Source organism: Bacillus sp. NTK034 (genome assembly GCF_017303275.1).
Lineage (GTDB): Bacteria > Bacillota > Bacilli > Bacillales > Cytobacillaceae > Cytobacillus.
In genome coordinates this window covers 688,654-712,037 of record NZ_JAFKOJ010000002.1, presented here as the reverse complement: position 1 = coordinate 712,037, position 23,384 = coordinate 688,654, and the positions used below count along the sequence as shown (strand labels likewise).

The 23,384-nt window shown below is 42.2% G+C and carries 23 protein-coding genes and 2 other annotated features; of the genes, 20 read left to right on the top strand and 3 right to left on the bottom strand.

The window, feature by feature from the left end; translation table 11 throughout:
- Positions 1-90: 90 nt before the first annotated feature.
- The 10 genes from JI665_RS09840 (at position 91) to JI665_RS09800 (ending at position 8,452) form a co-directional block, all read left to right on the top strand.
- A complete protein-coding gene (locus JI665_RS09840) occupies positions 91-1,527 on the top strand; it encodes a replication initiation and membrane attachment family protein (protein WP_206839053.1) in 1,437 nt (478 codons plus the stop codon).
- Entirely contained in the window at positions 1,527-2,456 is a 930-nt protein-coding gene (gene dnaI, locus JI665_RS09835; protein WP_206839316.1) for a primosomal protein DnaI, read from the top strand. The genes JI665_RS09840 and dnaI overlap by 1 nt, the downstream gene beginning before the upstream one ends.
- Before the next feature lie 143 nt (positions 2,457-2,599).
- Positions 2,600-3,472 carry a putative sporulation protein YtxC gene (ytxC, locus tag JI665_RS09830; protein ID WP_206839050.1) on the top strand — a complete coding sequence of 291 codons (873 nt, stop codon included), beginning with the start codon at positions 2,600-2,602 and terminating at the stop codon, positions 3,470-3,472.
- A 358-nt stretch (positions 3,473-3,830) separates the two neighbouring features.
- On the top strand, positions 3,831-5,762 hold the full coding sequence (gene thrS / locus JI665_RS09825) for a threonine--tRNA ligase (RefSeq protein ID WP_206839048.1): 1,932 nt from the start codon (positions 3,831-3,833) through the stop codon (positions 5,760-5,762).
- Between the two features lie 253 nt (positions 5,763-6,015).
- Positions 6,016-6,139, top strand: a sequence feature (ribosomal protein L20 leader region).
- A gap of 34 nt (positions 6,140-6,173) precedes the next feature.
- Entirely contained in the window at positions 6,174-6,302 is a 129-nt protein-coding gene (locus JI665_RS28925; RefSeq protein WP_280516077.1) for a hypothetical protein, read from the top strand.
- Between the two features lie 14 nt (positions 6,303-6,316).
- Positions 6,317-6,820, top strand: coding sequence for a translation initiation factor IF-3 (gene infC, locus JI665_RS09820; protein WP_206839046.1), 504 nt, complete (start codon positions 6,317-6,319; stop codon positions 6,818-6,820).
- Positions 6,821-6,835: 15 nt separating this feature from the next.
- Positions 6,836-7,036, top strand: coding sequence for a 50S ribosomal protein L35 (rpmI, locus tag JI665_RS09815; protein ID WP_009333215.1), 201 nt, complete (start codon positions 6,836-6,838; stop codon positions 7,034-7,036).
- 26 nt (positions 7,037-7,062) lie between these two features.
- On the top strand, positions 7,063-7,422 hold the full coding sequence (gene rplT / locus JI665_RS09810) for a 50S ribosomal protein L20 (protein WP_053434161.1): 360 nt from the start codon (positions 7,063-7,065) through the stop codon (positions 7,420-7,422).
- Between the two features lie 124 nt (positions 7,423-7,546).
- On the top strand, positions 7,547-7,819 hold the full coding sequence (locus JI665_RS09805) for a DUF1294 domain-containing protein (RefSeq protein WP_206839045.1): 273 nt from the start codon (positions 7,547-7,549) through the stop codon (positions 7,817-7,819).
- A 63-nt stretch (positions 7,820-7,882) separates the two neighbouring features.
- A complete protein-coding gene (locus tag JI665_RS09800) occupies positions 7,883-8,452 on the top strand; it encodes a TVP38/TMEM64 family protein (protein ID WP_206839043.1) in 570 nt (189 codons plus the stop codon).
- Positions 8,453-8,481: 29 nt separating this feature from the next.
- On the opposite strand, the gene JI665_RS09795 is transcribed toward JI665_RS09800, so the two are convergent.
- Complete coding sequence (locus tag JI665_RS09795; RefSeq protein WP_206839041.1) at positions 8,482-8,895, bottom strand: sigma-w pathway protein ysdB; 414 nt, start codon at positions 8,893-8,895, stop codon at positions 8,482-8,484.
- A 141-nt stretch (positions 8,896-9,036) separates the two neighbouring features.
- Here JI665_RS09795 and JI665_RS09790 point away from each other — a divergent pair, with 141 nt between their 5' ends.
- Together JI665_RS09790 and JI665_RS09785 are read left to right on the top strand one after the other, a co-directional pair.
- The gene (locus JI665_RS09790; RefSeq protein ID WP_206839040.1) at positions 9,037-9,528 is read left to right on the top strand and encodes a dUTP diphosphatase; all 492 of its coding nucleotides are present in this window, start codon (positions 9,037-9,039) and stop codon (positions 9,526-9,528) included.
- 108 nt (positions 9,529-9,636) lie between these two features.
- Positions 9,637-10,722 (top strand): M42 family metallopeptidase, encoded by a 1,086-nt coding sequence (locus tag JI665_RS09785; RefSeq protein ID WP_206839314.1) that lies wholly within the window; start codon positions 9,637-9,639, stop codon positions 10,720-10,722.
- Positions 10,723-10,761: 39 nt separating this feature from the next.
- On the opposite strand, the gene sspI is transcribed toward JI665_RS09785, so the two are convergent.
- Positions 10,762-10,968, bottom strand: coding sequence for a small acid-soluble spore protein SspI (gene sspI / locus JI665_RS09780; protein WP_206839039.1), 207 nt, complete (start codon positions 10,966-10,968; stop codon positions 10,762-10,764).
- 141 nt (positions 10,969-11,109) lie between these two features.
- Here sspI and JI665_RS09775 point away from each other — a divergent pair, with 141 nt between their 5' ends.
- The 3 genes from JI665_RS09775 (at position 11,110) to pheT (ending at position 15,817) form a co-directional block, all read left to right on the top strand.
- Positions 11,110-11,859: a TrmH family RNA methyltransferase gene (locus JI665_RS09775; protein ID WP_206839038.1), complete on the top strand. Its 750-nt coding sequence runs from the start codon at positions 11,110-11,112 to the stop codon at positions 11,857-11,859.
- A gap of 76 nt (positions 11,860-11,935) precedes the next feature.
- Positions 11,936-12,236: a binding site (T-box leader), on the top strand.
- Between the two features lie 65 nt (positions 12,237-12,301).
- The gene (pheS, locus tag JI665_RS09770; RefSeq protein WP_206839037.1) at positions 12,302-13,339 is read left to right on the top strand and encodes a phenylalanine--tRNA ligase subunit alpha; all 1,038 of its coding nucleotides are present in this window, start codon (positions 12,302-12,304) and stop codon (positions 13,337-13,339) included.
- 63 nt (positions 13,340-13,402) lie between these two features.
- A complete protein-coding gene (gene pheT, locus JI665_RS09765) occupies positions 13,403-15,817 on the top strand; it encodes a phenylalanine--tRNA ligase subunit beta (RefSeq protein ID WP_206839036.1) in 2,415 nt (804 codons plus the stop codon).
- Between the two features lie 211 nt (positions 15,818-16,028).
- On the opposite strand, the gene rnhC is transcribed toward pheT, so the two are convergent.
- On the bottom strand, positions 16,029-16,967 hold the full coding sequence (rnhC, locus tag JI665_RS09760; RefSeq protein WP_206839035.1) for a ribonuclease HIII: 939 nt from the start codon (positions 16,965-16,967) through the stop codon (positions 16,029-16,031).
- Between the two features lie 261 nt (positions 16,968-17,228).
- Between rnhC and zapA the strand changes: the two genes are divergently transcribed.
- From zapA to JI665_RS09735, 5 genes are all read left to right on the top strand, one after another.
- On the top strand, positions 17,229-17,495 hold the full coding sequence (gene zapA, locus JI665_RS09755) for a cell division protein ZapA (RefSeq protein ID WP_009333202.1): 267 nt from the start codon (positions 17,229-17,231) through the stop codon (positions 17,493-17,495).
- A gap of 1 nt (position 17,496) precedes the next feature.
- Complete coding sequence (locus JI665_RS09750) at positions 17,497-18,039, top strand: CvpA family protein (protein ID WP_206839034.1); 543 nt, start codon at positions 17,497-17,499, stop codon at positions 18,037-18,039.
- Positions 18,040-18,434: 395 nt separating this feature from the next.
- A complete protein-coding gene (gene polX, locus JI665_RS09745) occupies positions 18,435-20,153 on the top strand; it encodes a DNA polymerase/3'-5' exonuclease PolX (RefSeq protein ID WP_206839033.1) in 1,719 nt (572 codons plus the stop codon).
- Between the two features lie 29 nt (positions 20,154-20,182).
- A complete protein-coding gene (locus JI665_RS09740) occupies positions 20,183-22,540 on the top strand; it encodes an endonuclease MutS2 (RefSeq protein WP_206839032.1) in 2,358 nt (785 codons plus the stop codon).
- Between the two features lie 70 nt (positions 22,541-22,610).
- Positions 22,611-23,018, top strand: coding sequence for a DUF350 domain-containing protein (locus tag JI665_RS09735; RefSeq protein WP_206839031.1), 408 nt, complete (start codon positions 22,611-22,613; stop codon positions 23,016-23,018).
- Positions 23,019-23,384 lie beyond the last annotated feature (366 nt).

Genomic DNA, 23,384 nt, shown 5'->3' with positions numbered 1-23,384 from the left:
CTGAAGGATTTCTTTGGCTCTTTTTTTACGGTATATGCTTTTGATATTAATCAGAGTAATAAATATTCTTAATAGAAAAAGGTGAACACCATGGCCCAGCATTGGCAGGAGATGCTCCCCATTGATCGATATACAGTAGCAGCCAGCGGGCTTTTGCATGATTATGACCGAAAAGTGCTGACTCTGTTATATCAGCCGCTCATTGGCTCTGTGTGCTTCAGTTTATATATGACATTATGGGCGGAACTTGAAGAAAACCGGCTATGGGCATCTTCTAATTCACACCATAGTTTAATGAATTTCATGGGCATGGGGCTTAAGGATATATATGAAGCCCGCCTCAAGCTTGAAGGGATAGGACTTTTAAAGGTATACGTAAATAAAGATGAAGGGACAAGGTCATTTATTTATGAACTGCTGCCCCCGCTGACACCTGAACAATTTTTCCTTGATGGCATGCTCAATATTTATCTTTATAAGAAATTGGGCAGAAACCAATTTATGAGGCTGAAACGCTTCTTCTCAGACCAGAAGGTAAAGACAGCCACAGGATATGAGGAAGTTACAAAGGCTTTTCAGGATGTATTTAAATCAGGACACCCTGGTTCTTTTGAGGTTGACGATGAAGTGGTGCAGCTGATGAATGAGTCAGAGACAGAAGTGTATATTGGAAGGCAGGAACAGGAAGGCATTCAAATCGGGAATGAAGATTTTAATTTTGAACTGCTTCAGGCAGGGCTGAATGAATCACTAGTACCGAAAAAGGCCATCACAGTTAAAGTAAAGGAATCAATCAGCAATCTTGCCTTTTTGTATGGAATTGACCCTATTCAAATGAAAAATATCGTCATCAGCGCTGTAAATGAAGATGATGAGATAAACATTGATGAGTTGAGAAAATCTGCACGGGACTGGTATCAATTCCAGAACCAGGACCAGCTGCCATCCCTGATTGACAGGGTTCAGCCTGCCATCCATCAGTCTCATAAAAAACAGCCTGAAACACAGGAAGAAGAGTTGATCCGTTATTTGGAAATCACCTCACCAAGGCAGCTGTTAAAAGATATATCAGGAGGGGCAGATCCATCAAAAGGCGACCTGCAGATCATTGAAGATGTCATGTTTCAGCAAAAGCTTTTGCCAGGGGTAATTAATGTGCTGATTCAATATGTTATGCTCAAAACAGATATGAAATTGACCAAAGGCTACGTAGAAAAAATAGCTGGTCACTGGGCTAGAAAGAAAATTAAAACACCCAAGGCAGCTATTGATTTAGCTAAGAAAGAACACCGGCAATACCTGGATTGGGCGGAAGGAAAGAAAACAGCCAGTACAACTGGAAACAAAAAGAAGCCGATCAGGACAGAAATGCTTCCGGACTGGTTTGATGAAAAAAGCAGTGCATCCGGCAAGAAGACAGAGCCTCAGCAGCATGTAAGCGAAAAGGATCAGTATGAGCTGGAAATGAAAAAAAAGGAGCTTCATGAAAAATTAAAAAAACTGCGTTCACAGGAGGTGACTGATTGATGGAGAAAATTAATGAAACATTAAGGCGCCTTGCGGGCAATGAAGGTTTTCAAAAAAGGTATGAAATGATGAGGAATCAAACGCTTAATCACCCTGAAGTGAAGGCTTTTATCCAAACTCATCGGGATGAATTGACATCTGAGATGGTTGAAAAGAGCCTTAGCAAACTCTTTGAGTATACACAGCAGAGCAAGGAATGCAATAAATGTCCGAGCTTGGAGGGCTGTGTGAATTTTATGCAGGGCTATCATCCGGAACTTGTAATTCAAAGAGGATCGGTCGATTTGAAATATGATAAGTGCCCTCGAAAGGTCATGCACGATGAGAAGCGGAGAAATGAAAAATTAATTCAGAGCTTATATGTACCATCGGATATCCTTCATGCCACTTTTGATTCCATATATGATGATGACGATCGCATTGAGGCTGTTGATAAGGCGGCATCTTTTGTCATGGACTACCAGCCGGGATCCAAGGGAAAGGGAATTTATTTTTATGGGAAATTCGGTGTAGGCAAATCTTATTTGCTTGGTGCTATTGCCAATAAGCTTGCAAGCCAGAAAGTATCCTCCATGATTGTCTACGTTCCCGAACTATTCAGGGAATTGAAGAATTCAATTGGAGATCAAACTTTGAACAGCAAGATTGAAACCATTAAAAAAGCACCTGTTTTAATGTTCGATGACATTGGTGCCGAAACCATGTCCAGCTGGACAAGGGATGAGATATTAGGGCCAATTCTGCAGTTCCGCATGCAGGAAAGCCTGCCAACCTTCTTTACTTCCAATTTCGATCTGCAGGGTCTCGAACATCATCTCTCCTACAGCCAGCGCGGCGAGGAAGAGAAAATGAAGGCAAGGAGAATCATGGAGCGCATTAAATACCTTGCAGAACCAGTGCTTGTAGAAGGACCGAACAGAAGAGTATAACCTGAAAGCTGCCGATAAAGTGTCCGGCAGCTTTTATTATTCAATTTACAATAGTTTAATGCACTAAAAGGCTAATCCCGCTTCTAACTTGGCCAAGTCCGCCATATACATAGAACAGAGATTTGTATAAAGGGGGGATTTGGTTGATCGAAATCATTTTCCAAAGCAGCACGGATGCGAGGAATTTTTATGAGCATCTTTATGAACAGCTGCAGTCTTTTTGTCAATGTGATAATAATATTCTTCATTTTGAAGATCAACATATAGTCAGAGTTTCTGCTGATAATAGCAGCGATGTCCTAAATACTGTTAAGGAAGTGTTTTTCCAATTTATAGTGAGCCAGAAGCAGGATGATTGGTTTAAACGGATACTGATGGAGCATTATTATTATGAGGACGAAGGCGAGCAGCAGCAGATTCTTGAAATCATTCACTCTATTTTGGAAGGAAACCGGGAGGATCTTGCTGCGTTTGTCAGTGGCCTGGATGTAAAAGAAAGCTTGAAAAGTGCTATTGACCAGCTGTTCCAGAATAACATTTCCTTTTCTTTTGATTCTTTCGTAAAATTCCGGATGCGGCCGCTTATGAATGAAATGACCAAATACGTTGAAGTTTCCATCGATGAATATAAAATGGAGCAGGAATACCAGATGTTTATTCATACATTGAGAGATTTCCTGGGAGGAAAGGAGCCAAAGATTAATACGATCCATGTCCTGATGGGAGAAAGCGTTTATTTTTATGATGGGCAATTGTGCGAAATTAAACGTGGAGAGCTATTAAGAATGATTGACCGCAAGCTATTATCCAATCATCCTGTATACGTGGATTCCGTTACGATTGCTCCGCTGCTCTCGATCGCACCCTCAGCTATTTATCTGTACTCGGATGATTTCGACCAGCCGCTGGTCAGAACAATCCGCAATATTTTTGAAGAAAGACTTGAATTAAGATCTATTGAAGACTTTTATAAATATCAAAATGCCGATGATGAAAAATGTAAAAGATACCCTTGATTTTCCTGAAATAACAAACTATAATAACGTACATATTATAAAAATCGAGCAAAAGTTGCGATGAGGATATGGGTATTCTAATACGGTTTAAAGAGAGGGAAGGCAAGGCTGAAACCTTCCTAACACGATTCGAATGCTTACCGCCTCTGAACTCCAGCCAGGAAATGGGCTGGCGGGAAAAGACCGTTATCTTACTACAGAGTCGTTTTTCTTCTAAGAGAACGAGAAGTAGGGTGGAACCGCGTGTTAAATACAACTCGTCCCTTTTTTAGGGACGGGTTTTTTTATTTTTTTAGTGTAAAACGCTATAGCATCTGATCCAGGTGTCTTGTGCTAACATAAAAAGGGAGGAAATATCATGTCAGAAGTTGTTAAAGTTTCGTTTCCGGATGGAGCAGTAAAGGAGTTTCCAAAGGGAACGACAACAGAAGATATTGCAGCTTCGATCAGCCCGGGCCTGAAGAAAAAGGCAATTGCCGGCAAGCTGGATGGAGAAATGTATGATCTTCGCCGTCCAATCGAAAAGGATGGAGCTGTTGAAATTGTAACACCGGACTCAAAAGATGCGCTGGAGGTTCTTCGCCACAGTACTGCCCATCTAATGGCGCAGGCAATCAAGCGTTTATATAAAAATGTAAAGCTTGGGGTAGGTCCTGTCATTGAAGGCGGATTTTATTATGACATCGATCTGGAAGAGTCACTTTCACCAGAGGACCTTCCTGTGATTGAAAAAGAAATGAAGAAAATTATTAATGAAAACCTTGACGTTGTCCGCAAGGAAGTCAGCCGTAATGAGGCGGTTCAGATGTACAAGGAAATTGGTGATGAATACAAGCTTGAACTGATTGAAGCCATTCCTGAAGATGAAACAGTGACAATCTATGAGCAGGGTGAGTTCTTCGATCTCTGCCGCGGAGTCCACGTTCCATCAACTGGAAAACTTAAAGAGTTCAAACTTTTAAGCATTGCTGGCGCCTACTGGAGAGGCGACAGTGATAATAAGATGCTTCAGCGCATTTATGGAACAGCTTTCTTCAAGAAAGAAGACCTGGCTGAGCATTTGCGTCTCCTTGAGGAAGCGAAAGAGCGTGACCACCGTAAAATCGGCAAAGAGCTTAACTTGTTCATGAATTCGCAAAAAGTCGGACAGGGCTTGCCGATGTGGCTTCCGAAAGGGGCAACAATCCGCCGCAATATTGAGCGCTATATCGTTGATAAAGAAGAAAGACTGGGCTATGACCATGTATATACTCCGATCATGGGGAGTGTAGATCTTTATAAAACATCCGGTCACTGGGATCATTATCAGGAAGACATGTTCCCTGTAATGGAAATGGATAACGAACAGCTTGTTCTTCGTCCAATGAATTGCCCGCATCATATGATGATCTATAAGAACGGCATCCACAGCTATCGTGAACTGCCAATCCGTATTGCTGAGCTTGGAACTATGCACCGCTATGAAATGTCAGGAGCATTATCCGGCCTTCAGCGTGTACGCGGCATGACGCTGAACGATGCTCATATTTTTGTTCGCCCTGACCAGATTAAGGAAGAGTTTAAGCGTGTAGTACATCTGGTGCTTGAAGTGTATAAAGACTTCGATATCAATGACTACTCATTCCGTCTTTCCTACAGAGATCCACAGGATACTGAGAAGTACTTTGATGATGATGAAATGTGGGAAAAAGCACAGGCCATGCTTAAAGAAGCCATGGATGAAATCGGTCTTGATTATTTTGAGGCAGAAGGCGAAGCAGCCTTCTACGGTCCGAAATTGGATGTTCAAGTTAAAACTGCCCTTGGCAAGGATGAGACATTATCTACTGTCCAGCTGGACTTCTTGCTTCCTGAACGTTTTGACCTGACTTATGTAGGTGAAGATGGAAAGCCTCATCGTCCGGTCGTTATCCACCGCGGTGTCGTTTCCACTATGGAACGTTTTGTGGCATTCCTGATTGAAGAGTATAAGGGAGCGTTTCCAACTTGGCTTGCCCCCGTTCAAGTTCAGGTCATTCCGGTTTCTCCTGATATTCACTTTGATTATGCCAAGCAAGTCCAGGAGCAGCTTCAGGCAGAGGGCTTCCGCGTAGAGCTGGATGACCGCAATGAAAAAATCGGATATAAAATCCGTGAAGCGCAAATGCAAAAAACTCCATACATGCTTGTTGTTGGAGATAATGAAGTAGCTGAAAAAGCTGTCAATGTCCGCAAATATGGAGAGCAAAAATCAGAAACGGTTTCATTTGAAAACTTCATCTCAGCACTAAAAGCTGAAGTTAAACGATAACCATTAAAAAAGGGCTGCATGAGCTGCAGCTCTTTTTTGTGAAGTCTTCGTGACAACCCGCAGAATTTGAAATACCCAAATCAGCTGCTGCAAACCAGAAAGTTGGCATTAAATTCATTTTGAAAAAATGTTAAAATCATATTGCCAAAAGCGAATAATTTTGTTATGCTTTTCTTCGTTGTGATAAAAGTTATTCGTTTGACACGAAATCATACTTTGTGATATAGTAGCTAAGGTAAATTGAATACAGTTTGAGGAAAAGAAGAAGCACCCGCTTCTCACCTGATTGACGCAAAGTGCAGTTGGCAGGTTTTACGTGAACATTTTGTGTTTATATACGTAAGTGTGGGTGTTTTCATCCGCACTTTTTTATTTGGTTAAAAACAGCTCAGCTTCCTCTCCGGAAGAGAAATGTTGCATAACTTGCGATTCAGCTTTGGTCCGGTGCAGCTGGCAGCTGTAAAGCTGTCTGCTTCAGCAGGCGCTTGCGCTTTTCTTGACCCAAACGTTGTGTTCGCATTAAACCTTGGAGGTGTCTAGCTATTAGCAAAGATATGTTGTTAAACGAGGGCATTCGCGCCCGCGAAGTCCGTCTTATTGACCAAAACGGCGAGCAGTTAGGTATTAAATCAAAATTCGACGCACTTGAAATTGCTTCTCGTGCCAATCTTGATCTTGTTCTGGTTGCACCGAATGCGAAACCTCCGGTAGCCCGTATCATGGACTACGGAAAGTTCAAATTCGAGCAGCAGAAGAAAGACAAGGAAGCTCGCAAAAACCAGAAGATTATTAGTATTAAAGAAGTTCGTCTTAGCCCGACTATTGAAGAGCATGACTTTAATACAAAGCTTCGCAATGCTATTAAATTCCTTGAAAAAGGCGATAAAGTAAAAGCATCGATCCGATTTAAAGGTCGTGCCATTACGCATAAGGAAATTGGCCAGCGTGTTTTAATCCGATTTGCACAGGCATGCAATGAAGTTGCAGCAGTGGAATCTCATCCAAAAATGGATGGCCGAAGCATGTTTATGGTCTTAGCACCGAAAAACGACAAGTAAGAGGAGGAATTCCCAATGCCAAAAATGAAAACTCACCGCGGCGCTGCTAAGCGTTTCAAAAGAACAGGTTCTGGTAAACTGAAGCGTTCTCATGCTTACAGAAGCCATATGTTCGCTAACAAATCTCAAAAGCAAAAGCGTAAGCTTCGCAAAGGAACTCTTGTTTCTTCAGGCGATTACAAGCGCATCCGTAACTTACTAGTAAATCTTAAGTAATATCTCGAAATTAGGAGGGAAATAATATGCCACGTGTAAAAGGCGGTACTGTTACTCGCAAACGTCGTAAAAAAGTTCTTAAATTAGCTAAAGGTTATTTCGGTTCAAAACATACATTATATAAAGTTGCTAACCAGCAGGTTATGAAATCCCTAATGTATGCATACCGCGACCGTCGCCAGAAAAAGCGCGACTTCCGCAAACTTTGGGTTACTCGCATCAATGCAGCAGCTCGCATGAACGGTCTTTCTTACAGCCGTTTAATGCATGGTTTAAAGCTTGCTGGCATCGAAGTTAACCGCAAAATGCTTGCTGAATTAGCAATCGCTGACGAAAAAGCATTTGCTGAATTAGCATCAGTTGCAAAGCAGCAGCTTAGCAAGTAATAATTATTCATAAAATAGCCATTCCCTTAAATGTGGGAATGGCTTTTATTTTGCTTTAAATGGACAGAAGCTTTCGTTTCATTTAAGCTCAATACAGACTTAATACATTTAAAGGAGAAAGCTCATGGTCAATACAATTGCTCTTATCTATCTGGTTATGAATGTGGCTGGTTTTTACCTGATGAAGCTTGATAAGGAGAAGGCGAAAAGGAATCAGTATCGAATCAGCGAAAAAAACCTCTGGATCACAGCCTTTTTGAGCGGGGCTGCCGGAATGACTCTTGGAATGAAGACCTTCAGGCATAAAACGAAGCATGTGCAGTTTAAATGGGGACTGCCTATTCTGGCGATGCTTGAAGCAGGCTTGCTTGTGTACCTGGTTATTCTCTTGTCATAAACAGTCAGGGCTATCCATAAGCTTTAGTGAACAGCAGGAAAGACATCGGGGAGAGGTGAAGGCATGAATGATCAATTGACTCTATTGTTTGCCATGGCAGAGACTGCTGGAATTCTTGCTCCCATTGCTTTTATCTTTTTTCATATCATCAGGCAGTTTCTATTCATTCCGGTACCGCTTGTCTGCATAACTGGCGGAGTTCTATTTGGAAGTTTTTTTGGTTCTGTTTTCTCCATTGCAGGACTGATGATCAGCAGTGTTCTTTTCTATTTCTTGATTACAAAAATGCCGAGGACACATGAAAAGCTTTCATTACTAAAAAAGCGGTGGTTCGGGGAATATCGGAATCTAACTGTCGGCCAGGTTGCGGTTTTAAGGCTCATCCCTTTTATTCATTACCATTTATTGAACTTTTGTCTTATGGAGAGACATAAGGGTTTTGACCAATATTTGAAAAATTCATGGACCACCAATTTGCCGCTTGCTGTTTTTTATACGGTTTTTGGTGAATTCATCAGCCGATTCACTCCTTCAATAATTATCCTGATTTTGCTTTCACTTTCTGTTTTAGTATTTGTGCTGAGGGAAAAGGTGACTGTTATCAAATGGAAGGAATTCTTTAAAGCAGCATAAAAAAACGTTCGGGGCTGCCGAACGTTTTTTTATAAATGGTCTTTAATTTCATCTTGTGGTGAAGCTGTTTTATGCATAAATTCCTTCACAGGGCTTTTCCAGTCAATTTTTGCAGTGGGGTATGCCTCGGTTATCTTTCTTTCTATAAATAGAAAGTCCTCCCTTACCATCCCTTTAAGGGCCGATGTATTATGCGGCCAGATGAAAATGGAGACCACATCAAAAGCATTGTCCGTGGTTCCCAGATATTTTTCGCCCTCAAATAAAACCCCTTTATACGTAATCAGGAAGTTCTTCCTGACATTTTCCTGGTCATCCCAAAAATAATATCGTTTCTGTTCGTGGGCAAGCTCGAGCTTTCTCTTAGAATTCAGCAGATATTTTACCGCGGTGTATATAAGAAAAAGAATCAGAGCAAACAATAGCATACGCAGGAGCCACATATTAACCAGCCCTCCATTATTATTTTCCTTACTTTACGGATGAGATTAAAAAAAGTTTCAACTTTTTTGCGATTTGTTATAATTTTTTTGATGGGCAAGGATATGAATATTAATCATTTATTTCTTATAGGATGGTGGAAAATGAATTATCAGCTATTATTTCAAATGCAAAAAGGGCTGGACAGCCATATAGAATCGAACCATGGTTTAGAGGAAGAAGATTTATTTGAACGTAAAGTGCTTGCGCTGCTGGTTGAATTGGGAGAGCTTGCAAATGAGACAAGATGCTTCAAGTTTTGGAGCCTTAAGCCATCCTCTCCTCAGGAAACAGTATTGGAAGAGTTTGTAGACGGTATACATTTCATTTTATCACTTGGAATTGAATCCGGATTTGACACTGAAAAGGAATATGCTGTTCCTTTGGAAAAGGCAGAGTCAGTTAATGGCCAGTTTTTGTCTGTCTATGATGGAATCGGACAGTTTCGGACAAGCCGTTCCCTAGCAGATTATAAAAGGCTTATTGCTGCCTATTTACATCTAGGGAAAATGCTTGGTTTTAACTCTTCACATATAGAAAAAGCATATATAGATAAAAATGAAGTAAATTATAAAAGGCAGGATGAAGGATACTAATCCTGAAGGTCCGCCTGCAGCCTGAGTAAATATCCGTCTGATAATTCTTTATATTAAATCGCATGTTCTGTATAATAGGGTTGAATAAATATTAAGGGAGTCGAAATGATGGCTAAATTAGATGAAACGCTAACCATGCTTAAAGACTTAACGGATGCGAAAGGAATTCCGGGAAATGAGCGCGAACCGCGCGAGGTTATGAAAAAATACATAACAGCATATGCTGATGAAGTCACTACAGATGGATTGGGAAGCCTGATTGCTAAAAAAACCGGCAAAGAAGGCGGTCCTAAGATCATGGTAGCTGGCCACTTGGATGAAGTTGGATTTATGGTAACAAACATTGACGATAAAGGTTTCATCCGCTTCCAGACAGTTGGGGGCTGGTGGTCACAGGTTATGCTTGCACAGCGGGTGACGATTGTAACGTCCAAGGGAGATGTCACCGGGGTAATTGGTTCAAAGCCGCCGCATATCTTGTCCCCGGAAGCGCGCAAAAAGCCTGTTGAAATTAAAGATATGTTCATTGATATTGGTGCTTCAAGCCGTGAAGAAGTGAAAGAGTGGGGAGTAAAACCTGGTGACATGGTGGTTCCTTATTTTGAGTTTACGGTTATGAAAAATGAAAAGATGCTTTTGGCAAAAGCTTGGGATAACCGCATTGGCTGCGCTATTGCCATTGATGTGCTTAAGCAATTGAAAGATGCTGATCATCCAAATGAAGTATATGGTGTAGGAACGGTACAAGAAGAGGTTGGACTTCGCGGAGCCCGCACTTCTGCGCAAAAAATCGAGCCGGATATCGCATTTGGTGTAGATGTGGGAATCGCAGGGGACACACCAGGGATTTCTGAAAAAGAAGCTATGAGCAAAATGGGCAAAGGGCCGCAAATCATCCTTTATGATGCATCAATGGTCTCGCACAAAGGCCTTCGTGATCTAGTAACAGACACTGCGGATGAACTGAATATCCCTTATCAGTTTGATGCCATCGCTGGCGGCGGAACAGATTCAGGAGCTATTCATGTTACTCATAATGGAGTTCCATCACTTTCCATCACCATTGCAACTCGCTATATCCATTCCCATGCAGCAATGCTTCACCGCGATGACTATGAAAATGCCGTTAAGCTTATTGCTGAAGTGATTAAGAAGCTAGACCGGGAAACAGTTGATCAAATTACTTTTGAATAATAGAAAAAACTCCGGGGCTAATACCGGAGTTTTTCTACTTTATTTTAGGCCGCTCTCCAATGTGTGTAGCATTTCCTGTTTATCTTCCTCTGAAGAGTTTTTCCAGATTACTTCAAACAATACACCTAATCCAGGCAGCATTTTTTCTTCCCCATTTTGAATGGCATCTACGATCGTATCTTTAAGTTCGTCTTGAGAGTTTCCTGAAACATTGTGTAAAATGGCATTGCGCAGGTTTAAATTCACCTTGATGCACTCCTTCCAGATTTAATTCGTTATTATCTTCTCTAATTTCGCTTTTATTATGTATTTCAAATAGGCTATAATGAAAAAACTGTATAAAGAAATTCCGGTTGTGCGGGATTTTCTATAAAAGGAGAGACCGTGTTGAAGCATATACAATCTGCAAAAAATCCAAAAATTAAAGAATGGAAGAAACTTTTGACTAAAAAAGAGCGGGACAAAACAGAAACCTTTTTGGTTGAAGGCTTTCATTTAGTGGAAGAAGCACTCAAAGCCAATCAAATAGCTGAAATAATCATTAGTGAAAATAAAGACATGCCTCCCGGATGGGATTATGGGGACATCCCTGTAACAATGGTTACAGATGAAATCATCGGGCAGCTGGCGGATACGGAAACGCCGCAGGGAATCTTTGCTGTCTGCAGTCAGGAACCCTCCACTGAGGAAGTAAAAGGAAAACGGTTTTTATTAATAGATGCCGTCCAGGATCCCGGAAATCTGGGTACGATGATAAGGACGGCTGATGCTGCTGGTATCGATGCCATTATTGTGGGTGAAGGCAGCGTTGACGCATATAACCCAAAGGTGCTTCGCTCTGCACAGGGCAGTCACTTCCATTTGCCGGTGTTAAGAGGGAATTTGTCTGACTGGATCGGGAGACTGACAGAAAGGAAAGTCCCTGTCTATGGAACCGCTCTGGAAAATGCCCAGGAATACACGAAGTATGAGTCCTCTGATTCCTTTGCACTGCTTGTTGGAAATGAAGGAAATGGTGTTAATAAAGAGCTGCTGGCTAATACAGCAGCAAACCTTTATATACCGATATTCGGGAAAAGCGAATCACTTAATGTGGCGGTGGCTGCCGGAATTCTTCTTTATCATTTAAGAAAATAGAAAAAGGGCGGCAATTTTTTGAAAACCGTTTGAAACAGCCTCAAGAATGTAATATAATTAACAGCAAAATTATAATAACAAAACGATGACGGAGACCAGTACCTTGCAGTCAGCCTTTTCAGGGAGAAAATGCCTAAGACTGAAAGCATTTTTACAGGAAATGCAAGGGAACATTCACCTCCTGAGTTGGCATCGGGACCATTGAAAAGTATTGTTGGCGCTCTGCTGAGTTGTCCAGCTGAAGCGGCTGAACGAGCCTCTTCCGCTTTTCCGTGTAAAGATGTACCGGCATAAGCCGTTATCCCAATGAAGTGAACACGTGCATGAAGTACATATATGTGTTAAAAAGGGTGGTACCGCGAAACCTCGTCCCTTTATGGGGATAGAGGTTTTTTATTTTGGCCAAAAAAGTTAAAGAATTAATTTCAAGGAGGATTTTTAGATGCAAGAGCGTTTAAAGGAACTGCAAACTGAAGCGTTGGAAAAAATCAGCACTGCTGCTGATTTAAAAGAATTAAATGACATCCGTGTATCTTACCTGGGCAAAAAGGGCCCAATAACAGAAGTTCTTAAAGGAATGGGGAAACTGTCTGCGGAAGAGCGCCCTAAAATGGGAGCACTGGCAAATGAAGTGAGAGACAGCATTTCTGCGGGAATTGAAGAAAAGCAGAAGCATCTTGAGGAAGCGGCAGTACTGGAAAAGCTGTCTGCTGAAAAGATAGATGTTACTCTTCCTGGACGTCCTGTCAAATCAGGAAACCATCATCCGCTGACACGCATTATCGAAGAAATTGAAGATTTGTTCATTGGAATGGGCTATACAGTGGCTGAGGGTCCTGAAGTTGAAAAGGACTACTATAATTTTGAAGCCTTGAATCTTCCTAAAGGCCACCCTGCCCGCGATATGCAGGATTCCTTCTATATTACAGAAGAGATTCTTCTGCGCACCCATACTTCACCGGTACAGGCTAGAACAATGGAGAAGCATGAAGGCAAAGGGCCGGTTAAAATCATCTGCCCGGGTAAAGTGTATCGCCGTGATAATGATGACGCAACACACTCTCACCAGTTCATGCAAATTGAAGGACTTGTTGTGGATGAAAACATCCGAATGACCGATTTGAAAGGAACACTGGAAGTGTTTGCGAAGAAAATGTTCGGAGATGACAGGGAAATCCGTCTTCGCCCAAGTTTCTTCCCATTTACAGAGCCATCTGTGGAAATGGATATTTCCTGTAAAATCTGCGGCGGAAAAGGATGCAGCGTATGTAAAGGCACTGGCTGGATTGAAATTCTTGGCGCCGGAATGGTTCATCCCAATGTTCTTGAGATGGCAGGCTTCGATTCTAAGAAATACACAGGCTTTGCATTCGGAATGGGTCCTGAGCGAATCGCCATGCTGAAGTATGGTGTGGATGATATTCGCCACTTCTATACAAATGATGTTCGTTTCTTAAAGCAATTTTCAATTCATGAGTAATTAGAAAAGCGGAGGCGGCTGTACCAGGAGCCGGAGCTGGACAATAAAAGAGGAGGATCATAAATGTTCGTTTCATATAAATGGCTGCAGGAATATGTTGATTTATCAGGCGTTACACCTGCAGAGCTTGCAGAAAAGATTACAAAAAGCGGGATTGAAGTTGAAGGCATAGAGGTTTTGAATGAAGGCATCAAAGGTGTTGTTGTAGGGCATGTCCTTGAAAGAGAACAGCACCCAAATGCTGATAAACTGAATAAATGCTTAGTTGATACAGGAGCTGGTGAGCCTGTACAAATCATATGCGGTGCCCCAAATGTGGATAAGGGACAGAAAGTGGCCGTGGCTACAGTAGGAGCTGTTCTTCCAGGCAATTTTAAAATTAAGCGCGCTAAGCTCCGCGGCGAAGAATCAAATGGAATGATCTGTTCGCTTCAAGAACTGGGCATTGAGAGTAAGCTGATTGCAAAGGAATATTCTGAAGGCATTTATGTTTTCCCTAATGATACAGAAGTTGGCCAGGATGCTCTTGAGCAGCTAAATCGTGACGACCAGATTCTTGAGCTTGGATTGACTCCGAACCGATCTGACTGCTTAAGCATGCTTGGTGTTGCCTATGAAGTAGCAGCTATTTTAGGAAGAGATGTAAAGCTTCCTGAGCCGCATGCTGAGACTTCTTCTGAAAAGGCGTCTGATTACATTGAAATTCAGGTGGAAGCAAAAGAAGATAATCCTCTTTATGTGGCGAAAGTGGTGAAAAATGTAAAAATCAGTCCATCTCCTGTATGGATGCAGGCTCGTTTAATGGGGGCGGGCATTCGCCCTCACAATAACGTGGTGGACATCACAAACTACATTCTGCTTGAATACGGCCAGCCGCTCCATGCTTTTGATTATGACCGGCTGGGATCAAAGCAAATCCTTGTCCGCAAAGCAAGCGATGGCGAAGTAATTGTTACGCTTGATGATGCGAAGCGTGAGTTAACCTCAGACCATCTTTTAATAACAAACGGGACAGAACCAATTGCACTTGCCGGCGTCATGGGAGGGGCAAATTCTGAAGTACAGACTGACACTAAAAATGTACTTATTGAATCAGCTTATTTTAAAGGGGCAACGGTTAGAAAAGCTTCAAAAGACCATGGCTTAAGAAGCGAAGCAAGTGCCCGCTTTGAAAAAGGTGTGGATCCAAACAGAGTTAGAGCTGCTGCAGATAGAGCTGTTCAATTGCTTGCACAATATGCGGGCGGGGAAGTGCTTGAGGGTTCTGCAGAAGCAGATGCACTCCAAGTGGAACCTGCTGTGGTGTCTGTAACGCTTGAAAAAATCAATCGTGTCCTTGGCACGAAGTTATCCATGAAAGAAGTAGAGGATATATTTGCCCGTCTTCAATTTGAAACAAATACTGATAATGATACGATTACTGTTACAGTTCCAACACGCAGAGGCGACATTACGATTGAAGAAGACCTTATTGAAGAAGTTGGCCGTTTATTTGGCTACGATAATCTGGCTTCGACTTTACCGGTTGGATCGTCTACCCCAGGGCATCTTACTGAATACCAGAATAAACGCAGATTGGTCCGCCGTTACCTTGAAGGTGCTGGACTTTACCAGGCAGTGACTTATTCATTAACAAATGAAGCAAAAGCGGCTCAATATGCACTGGAAGCGCGCAAGCCTGTGCAGCTGGCAATGCCTATGAGTGAAGATCGCAGCCTGCTTCGATTAAGTATTGTTCCGCAGCTTCTGGAAGTATTAAAATATAACTCTGCACGCCAGAACGACAGCCTGGCTGTTTATGAAACAGGAGCGGTGTTCCTCTCCAATGGAGAAGAGGATCTGCCTGAAGAGCGTGAGCACCTTGCTGGAGCGGTTACTGGCTTATGGCACAGCCACCCATGGCAGGGAGAAAAGAAGCCTGTGGATTTTTACGCTGTAAAAGGAATTCTTGAGGGCTTATTTGATAAGCTGGGACTATCCGATAATGCTGAATTCCGTCAGGCACAAAAGGAAGGGATGCACCCTGGAAGAACAGCAGAAGTATTGCTTTCCGGTAAATCAGTGGGATTTGTCGGCCAAATACATCCAACTGTGGAAAAAGAGCTTGATTTGAAAGAAACATATGCGTTTGAGCTTTCCTTAAAGGCGATCCTGGAAGAGGAAGTTTCACCTTTGCAGTATGAAGCTATCCCGCGTTTCCCTTCCATCACAAGGGATATTGCCCTTGTAGCAGATAAGGGAACAGCAGCTGGCGAGCTTGAAGGAATCATTAAAGAAGCTGGCGGCAAGTTATTAAAAGACGTCCATGTTTTTGACCTGTACGAAGGCGAACGGATGGAGGCGGGCAAAAAATCAATTGCCTTCTCCCTCAAATACTTCGACCCTGAACGTACACTAACCGATGAAGATGTTACAAAAGCGCATGATAAAGTGCTGGATGCTGTGAAGGAAAAAGCCGGAGCAGTATTGAGAGGATAAAATAATGAGGAAGGCAGCCCGAGGGCTGCCTTTTCTTTATTTGGCCGTTAAAACAGCTCATTTGGCCGATAAACCTCTCATTTTTGCCGATAAATACTCAAAACTGGCCGATAAACCTCTGCTTTTGGTCGATAAATATATATTCCAAAGAGTTATGGTCCTCTTAAACAGGAAAAAAGCAGCCAATCTCCTTAAATTGGCTGCTTCATTATCAATTATACTTCCTGCTGTAAAGCTTCATCGCCTTTTCAGTATTCGCAAAGTGCAGTTTTACAAAGGAAGGCAATGCCTCTCGCCCTTTTTCTCTGATCAGCCGGGCTGCTGCTTCATCAACCTTCGGACCGGCGCCTTTAGTGAGCCGGAAACCGGCCTTTGTGCTAAGGTTTTCAAAGTGGCGCACAAACGCATAGCGTGCCAGGATCGAGGCTGCTGCAACTGCGAGGTGGATACCTTCCGCTTTTGTGCTGAAAAGGACCCGTTCCCTCTGAATGGTCTGCTGGTTTTTCAAATAGTTGAAGTAAACCTCTTTCTTTGCAAACTGGTCAATCAAAATGGCCTCAGGCTTTTCAGGAGCAATTTTCCCTAAAACATGCCCGATTGCCTGATTATGCAGTAATGCTTTGATTTTCCCCTGGGACATCCCTGATTGCTGAAGCTTATTGTATTTTTCATTATGGAGGGTTAACAGGCTGTGAGGAACGATATCTTTAATCTGTTTTGCAATTTCAAAGATTTTTTCATCTCCCAGATTTTTGGAGTCCTTAACTCCAAGCTCCTTCAGTAAAGGGATTTGCTCTTTTTTTACGTAAGCTGCAACAACCGTGATGGGACCAAAATAATCACCGGTACCCACTTCGTCTGATCCTATGACAGAAAGGGAACTGATATTTTCCGGCAAGCTGGAAGCGGCCGGGCTGGTTTTTTTGTTTGGCTGTGCACTGCGTGCGGTATCTCCCCATTTTTTTGCCTCTGTTTCACTCCCGCTGCCCTGAAAGAGGACTTTCCCTGATTTATAGGCAGTGATCGAACATCCTGGCACCTTTGCAGCAAATACGCTTCCAGGAGGCTGCTTTTCATTTAGGCTGCCTGAATAATAGGCTTTCATTTCTGAGATTTCATTTGCTTTTTTTAAAAGTACTACTTGGCTCATATTAATTCTCCTCATCTTTGTTAACTGATTGAATCTGCTGCTTTTTGTTGGTAAAAGCACAAAGATTCCGCTTAATTTTGAACTTGGATAATTGTCTAGCGAAAGCAGCCTGCCCCCTCGAGGTCACAACTTGTCAGGGGTGGGCAAGGCGCTTCCGCTTTTCGTAAGAACTGAGCTCTTTTGACATGCTTTGACTTCCCACCAATATACGTTCATGTTATGATATTGATTAGGATTCTTTAAAGAAGGAGGGCATGGACGTTGTCAGAGATACAAAGAAATCGCACAAGTGTAGATATTTATGGACAGCAATATGTAATAGTAGGCTCCGAGAGCTCCAGCCATGTTCGCCTTGTCGCTTCGCTGGTTGACGATAAAATGCGTGAGATCAGTTCGAAGAATCCTTCACTCGACATTAGTAAGTTAGCCGTGCTGACTGCAGTCAATGCTGTTAATGATTATATAAAGCTAACAGACCGTCTGGAACGGCTGGAAAACGAATTAAATAGAGTAAAGGACGGAAAGTAGTATGCTGGATCTTGCAATTATCATTATTTTGGTTTTTGGCTTTTTTATAGGCTTGAAAAGAGGATTTATCCTCCAATTAATTCATTTGACTGGATTTATTATTGCTTTCATTGTAGCCCGTATGTATTACGGCGAGCTAGCACCTAAGCTGACCTTATGGGTGCCATATCCCAGTTTTAGCAGTGACTCGGCGATTCAGATGTTATTTGAGAATGCAGATCTTGAAGATGCTTACTATCGCGCCATCGCATTTGTCGTGATTTTTTTTGCGGTAAGAATATTACTGCAGATTATCGGAAGCATGCTTGATTTTGTTGCCCATCTTCCTGTTTTAAAACAGCTGAATGTTTGGGCTGGCGGCATTCTCGGATTTATCGAAGTCTATCTTATCATGTTTATTCTATTATACATAGCCGCACTGGTTCCAATAGAAGTGCTGCAGGGGCCGATCAATAATTCCTTTATGGCAGAATTAATGGTTAAGAATACGCCTGTTCTCTCTAACCAGCTCAAAGAAATGTGGGTTGAATATATGGCTGCGTAACTTCTCTATTTCTAGAGGAGTTTTCTTTTTGAAAGGCTGTTAATATAAGTTTTGTGGATTTAAATCTACAATCTAGCTAAATCCGCTATAGCTGGTTGGAGCGGAGGACGCTTGATCCTCGAAAATGCGTTCGCATTTTCTTCGTGCGGTGTTGCTCAGGGAGGTTATTCAATGTCCTGCGGGAGGAGAGGGAGCGGAAGACCCCACAGGCGAAGCCGAGGAGCTCTGTGCCTCCCCGCGGAAAGCAAGTGTCCGCAGTGGAAACCAACGGGCAATATTAAAAGGTAAAACCTCACTTATTAAGTAAGAGGCTTTAGAGATAGCCAAGATTTGAAGTTCCAACGCAAAATAAGAGATAATACGGATACGAATACAGTTACGGGCAGGTGGTTTCCATGAGTATAAATAAAAAAGATGTTGTCAGGCTTTTAGAAACAATCGCTGTTTATATGGAGTTAAAAGGAGAAAACCCTTTCAAAACAGCTGCCTTCCGAAAAGCGGCACTGGCACTTGAATCCAATGATGAAAGCTTGACAGAAATAAAAGACTTTACAAAGTTATCCGGCATCGGGAAAGGAACCGCTGCTGTTATTGAGGAGTACATAAAAGAAGGAAAGTCTTCTGTTCTGAATGAACTAAAAGAAGAAGTGCCTTCCGGATTAATTCCTCTGCTTCAGCTTCCTGGACTGGGCGGCAAGAAAATTGCCAAGCTATATAAAGAACTTGGCGTCGAAAATGCCGGAGACCTTGAGGATGCGTGCCGTAATAAGAAGGTCCGCGGCCTTGCAGGATTTGGGGAAAAATCGGAAGAAAAGATACTCGCTGCCCTTGAAAATGCAGGAACCAGACCGGAACGGCTGCCGCTTGCATTTATGCTGCCTATAGCAGAAGGCATAGAAGCCGCTCTGGGGGAAATGAAGGATATAGAAAAATACTCAAGGGCAGGAAGCTTAAGGAGAATGAGGGAAACAATCAAAGACCTAGACTTTATTATAGCTACAGACAAACCTGCTTCTGTCAAAGAGCAGTTATTAAGTTTATCCGGGATCAAAGAAGTGATAGCCGCAGGAAATACAAAGGTTTCCGTTGTTTTTGAACATTCCTATGATATATCGGCTGATTTCCGTTTAGTTGAGCCGCATGAATTTGCCACAACACTCCATCATTTTACTGGATCGAAGGACCATAATGTCAGAATGAGGCAGCTTGCAAAAGAGCGCGGGGAAAAAATCAGTGAATACGGAGTTGAAAACACAGAAACAGGTGAAATCCTTACTTTTAAAGATGAAGAGGAATTTTACGCCCATTTCGGACTTCCAATCTTCCCGCCTGAAATTAGAGAAGATGGGAAAGAAGTGGATGAATATACGCAAGACATGGAATTAATATCTCTTGAAGATATTAAGGGTGACCTTCATATGCACTCAACCTGGAGTGATGGCGCCTATTCCATTGAGGAAATGATTGAAGCTTGCAGGGCCCGCGGCTATAAATATATGGCTATAACAGACCATTCTCAGTACTTGAAGGTGGCGAACGGTTTGACTGCTGAAAGACTTCGCAGTCAAAAAGAAGAAATAAAGCGGCTTAATGAGCAATTCGATGATTTCACGATACTATCAGGGGTGGAAATGGATATTCTGCCCGACGGATCGCTTGATTATGATGATGAACTTCTCGAAGAAATGGACATTGTCATTGCTTCCATTCATTCTTCTTTTTCACAGCCGAAGGAAAAAATCATGGCTCGCTTGAAATCGGCGCTGCATAATGCCCATGTCGACATTATTGCCCACCCTACGGGAAGATTGATCGGCCGCAGGGAAGGCTATGAAGTAGACATGGAAATGCTCATCGAGCTTGCAAAGGAAACAAATACAGCCCTTGAGCTGAATGCAAATCCGAACCGGCTGGACCTTGCTTCTGAGCATATCAGACAAGCTCAGGAATCCGGTGTGAAAATAGTGATTAATACTGATGCACATAAAATAGACACTCTAAATCACATGGAAATCGGCGTTTCTGCGGCAAAGAAGGGATGGATCAAGAAGGATTCCGTTCTAAATGCCATGGAAACAGAAGATTTGCTCAAATTTCTAAAAGAACGGCAGTAGGAAATTGGGCATGAAAGGGGAAAATCCTCATGCAAGAAAGAGTATTGAAGATACTTGAGTTCACTAAAGTGAAGGAACAGCTGCTAGAACATGTTTCTTCATCCTTGGGAAGAAAAAAGGCCTTAAATATTCTTCCTTCAACTGACTATGAAGAAGTAATCCGCAGGCAGGAAGAAACAGATGAAGCCGTAACAGTGCTTAGAATTAAAGGGAATGTACCGCTTGGCGGCATTTTTGATATACGTCCTCATGTGAAGCGGGCGGTTATTGGCGGAATGCTTAGTCCCCAGGAACTTAACCAGATATCCAGCACGATTCATGCAAGCAGGCAGATGAAAAGATTTATCGAGGAATTTGCCGACGAAGAAAGCAGCCTGCCGATCCTATTGGGATATACAGATAAAATTATCGTCCTGGCCGATTTGGAAACAGCTATCCGCAATGCGGTCGATGATAATGGGGAAGTTCTTGACAGTGCAAGCGAGACTCTCCGTTCCCTTCGAAATCAGCTCCGCACAAAAGAATCGCGCGTAAGGGAGCGGCTGGAGAGCATGATTCGGTCTTCCAGCGCACAAAAAATGCTTTCCGATGCGATTATTACAATCCGCAATGACAGATTTGTCATACCTGTAAAGCAGGAATACCGGGGGCATTATGGAGGCATTATCCATGACCAAAGTTCATCCGGCCAGACATTATTCATTGAGCCCGCGTCCATTGTCCAGCTGAACAATGAATTACAGGGCATCAGGGTAAAAGAACAGCAGGAGATCGAACGGATTCTAATAGTGCTCTCAGGACAGACCGCTGATAATAGCAGTGAACTGGAAACCATTGTAGATGTGCTCGGAGAAGTCGATTTTACGTTTGCAAAAGCCAGGTACAGTAAACGCATAAAAGCCTCCAAGCCAAAAATCAATAATGAAGGGAAAATTTCCTTATTTAAAGCCCGGCATCCGCTTATTCCTATGGATGAAGTAGTGGCAAATGATATTAAGCTCGGATCTGAATATTCTACCATTGTCATTACAGGACCAAATACCGGCGGTAAAACAGTTACATTAAAAACAGTAGGGCTTTGCACATTAATGGCTCAGGCCGGTCTGCAGATCCCTGCACTTGATGGTTCTGAAACGGCTGTTTTCGGAAATGTTTATGCTGATATCGGAGATGAACAGTCAATTGAACAAAGTTTGAGCACCTTCTCTTCGCATATGGTTAATATTGTGGGAATTCTTGACCAGGTTGACTTCAATAGTCTGGTATTATTCGATGAACTTGGTGCAGGTACCGATCCGCAGGAAGGTGCTGCCCTGGCGATTTCTATTCTTGACGAAGTATACAAGCGGGGGGCAAGAGTTATCGCCACAACTCATTATCCTGAACTGAAGGCCTATGGCTATAACAGAGAAGGAGTTATCAACGCCAGTGTAGAATTTGATATTGAAACGCTAAGTCCAACCTATAAGCTGCTGATTGGGGTTCCGGGCCGAAGCAATGCCTTTGAAATATCAAAACGGCTTGGGCTTAATGATCAAGTGATTGATACCGCAAGATCCTATATCGGAGCAGATACAAATCAGGTTGAAAATATGATTGCATCACTAGAAGAAAGCCGCAGACAAGCAGAGGCTGACATGGAAGAAGCCAATGACTTTTTGAAAAGTGCAGAAAAACTTCATAAAGATCTGCAAAAGCAAATGGCTGAATTTTATGAGCAAAAAGATGCAATGCATGAGAAGGCAGCAGAGAAAGCCGGGAATATCGTTGAGAAAGCCAAGGCAGAAGCAGAAGAAATTATCCGTGACTTAAGAAAAATGCGCATGGAGAAACATGCTGAAGTAAAGGAACATGAGCTGATAGAAGCAAAGAAACGCCTGTCCGATGCTGCACCGCAGATGAGCTCGGTAAAGAATAAATTAAAGCCAATCAATAATAAACATGTTTTTGAAGCAGGTGATGAGGTAAAAGTTCTGAGTTTCGGGCAAAAAGGGCATTTGCTTGAAAAGGTGTCTGACAATGAATGGCAGGTTCAAATCGGCATCTTGAAAATGAAAGTTGCCGAGAAGGATTTAGAATATATCAAGAGTCCAAAACCTGTTGAAACAAAACCAGTTGCAACCGTAAAAGGCAAAGATTTTCATGTGAGCCTTGAACTTGATTTACGGGGCGAACGATATGAAAACGCACTATTAAGAGTGGAGAAATATATAGATGATGCCCTTTTGGCTGGATATCCACGTGTCTCCATCATTCATGGTAAAGGAACTGGGGCTTTGAGGCAGGGTGTTCAGGAGTATCTAAAAAATCACAGGTCAGTTAAAAAAATTCGATTTGGTGAAGCAGGAGAAGGCGGCACAGGGGTTACAGTCGTTGAATTTAAATAGCTTTGCCAGCCCCTCCCCTTTTGTTTTTGATTAGGGGAGAGGGTACTTAATTCCAGCGGGGAGAATGGAAATGAAAGAATTTTGGGAAAATGAATTTATTCAGACAGCTGCTTATTACAGTGTTGTCATTTTATGTATGATTGTTTTTTTAGCTATTTTTGAATTAGTTACCAAGTATCGCAATTGGGAAGAAATCAAAAATGGAAATATCGCTGTAGCAATGGCGACCGGCGGGAAAATATTTGGAATTGCAAATATCTTCAGGCATTCCATCATGCATAATGATACCTTGCTGACAATGATTACCTGGGGAATTTTTGGATTTTTTCTTTTATTGATCGGCTATTTCATATTTGAATTTTTAACACCTAAGTTTAGAATTGACGAAGAAATTGAAAATAATAACAAAGCAGTCGGTTTTATTTCCATGGTGCTGTCAATCGGATTGTCATATGTCATCGGTGCAGGTTTATCATAAGGAGAGAATTAACATTGGAAAAGTTAGCGAAGGTTCTGCTGGTTCTTAGCGGAGTGTTTATTCTTATAGGGGCCATTTATATATTTTTCCTAACATAATATTTTTGTGAAATAGGGATATGGGAAAATCGCCAGTATATAGGGCGATTTTTTTTTGTGCCCATTAAAAAGAATATCCCCGATTAGCTGGACAGCCCTCTGAAAAAAATATCTTCCTGAGTGTAAGGTCTTATTCTAATTGTCATAGAACCAGCATTATATTATAATAAGGTCGAACAGTTAGAATGTTCTAAAAGTTCAGAAGGTGTCCATCGTTTTTCTAAAAGTTTAGCAAGTGAAACTTTGAACTTCGATAACTGTCTAGCGC

What these genes read in the sequence shown, in the direction of transcription:
- rnhC (WP_206839035.1), bottom strand. Translation starts at nt 16,967, where the DNA reads ATGAGCCAAGTAGTACTTTTAAAAAAAGCAAATGAAATCTCAGAAATG.
- infC (WP_206839046.1), top strand. Translation starts at nt 6,317, where the DNA reads ATGTTGTTAAACGAGGGCATTCGCGCCCGCGAAGTCCGTCTTATTGAC.
- JI665_RS09805 (WP_206839045.1), top strand. Translation starts at nt 7,547, where the DNA reads ATGGTCAATACAATTGCTCTTATCTATCTGGTTATGAATGTGGCTGGT.
- rplT (WP_053434161.1), top strand. Translation starts at nt 7,063, where the DNA reads ATGCCACGTGTAAAAGGCGGTACTGTTACTCGCAAACGTCGTAAAAAA.
- JI665_RS09800 (WP_206839043.1), top strand. Translation starts at nt 7,883, where the DNA reads ATGAATGATCAATTGACTCTATTGTTTGCCATGGCAGAGACTGCTGGA.
- rpmI (WP_009333215.1), top strand. Translation starts at nt 6,836, where the DNA reads ATGCCAAAAATGAAAACTCACCGCGGCGCTGCTAAGCGTTTCAAAAGA.
- dnaI (WP_206839316.1), top strand. Translation starts at nt 1,527, where the DNA reads ATGGAGAAAATTAATGAAACATTAAGGCGCCTTGCGGGCAATGAAGGT.
- JI665_RS09795 (WP_206839041.1), bottom strand. Translation starts at nt 8,895, where the DNA reads ATGTGGCTCCTGCGTATGCTATTGTTTGCTCTGATTCTTTTTCTTATA.
- pheT (WP_206839036.1), top strand. Translation starts at nt 13,403, where the DNA reads ATGTTCGTTTCATATAAATGGCTGCAGGAATATGTTGATTTATCAGGC.
- JI665_RS09750 (WP_206839034.1), top strand. Translation starts at nt 17,497, where the DNA reads ATGCTGGATCTTGCAATTATCATTATTTTGGTTTTTGGCTTTTTTATA.
- polX (WP_206839033.1), top strand. Translation starts at nt 18,435, where the DNA reads ATGAGTATAAATAAAAAAGATGTTGTCAGGCTTTTAGAAACAATCGCT.
- thrS (WP_206839048.1), top strand. Translation starts at nt 3,831, where the DNA reads ATGTCAGAAGTTGTTAAAGTTTCGTTTCCGGATGGAGCAGTAAAGGAG.
- JI665_RS09840 (WP_206839053.1), top strand. Translation starts at nt 91, where the DNA reads ATGGCCCAGCATTGGCAGGAGATGCTCCCCATTGATCGATATACAGTA.
- JI665_RS09785 (WP_206839314.1), top strand. Translation starts at nt 9,637, where the DNA reads ATGGCTAAATTAGATGAAACGCTAACCATGCTTAAAGACTTAACGGAT.
- JI665_RS28925 (WP_280516077.1), top strand. Translation starts at nt 6,174, where the DNA reads ATGTTGCATAACTTGCGATTCAGCTTTGGTCCGGTGCAGCTGGCAGCT.
- JI665_RS09735 (WP_206839031.1), top strand. Translation starts at nt 22,611, where the DNA reads ATGAAAGAATTTTGGGAAAATGAATTTATTCAGACAGCTGCTTATTAC.
- JI665_RS09790 (WP_206839040.1), top strand. Translation starts at nt 9,037, where the DNA reads ATGAATTATCAGCTATTATTTCAAATGCAAAAAGGGCTGGACAGCCAT.
- pheS (WP_206839037.1), top strand. Translation starts at nt 12,302, where the DNA reads ATGCAAGAGCGTTTAAAGGAACTGCAAACTGAAGCGTTGGAAAAAATC.
- JI665_RS09740 (WP_206839032.1), top strand. Translation starts at nt 20,183, where the DNA reads ATGCAAGAAAGAGTATTGAAGATACTTGAGTTCACTAAAGTGAAGGAA.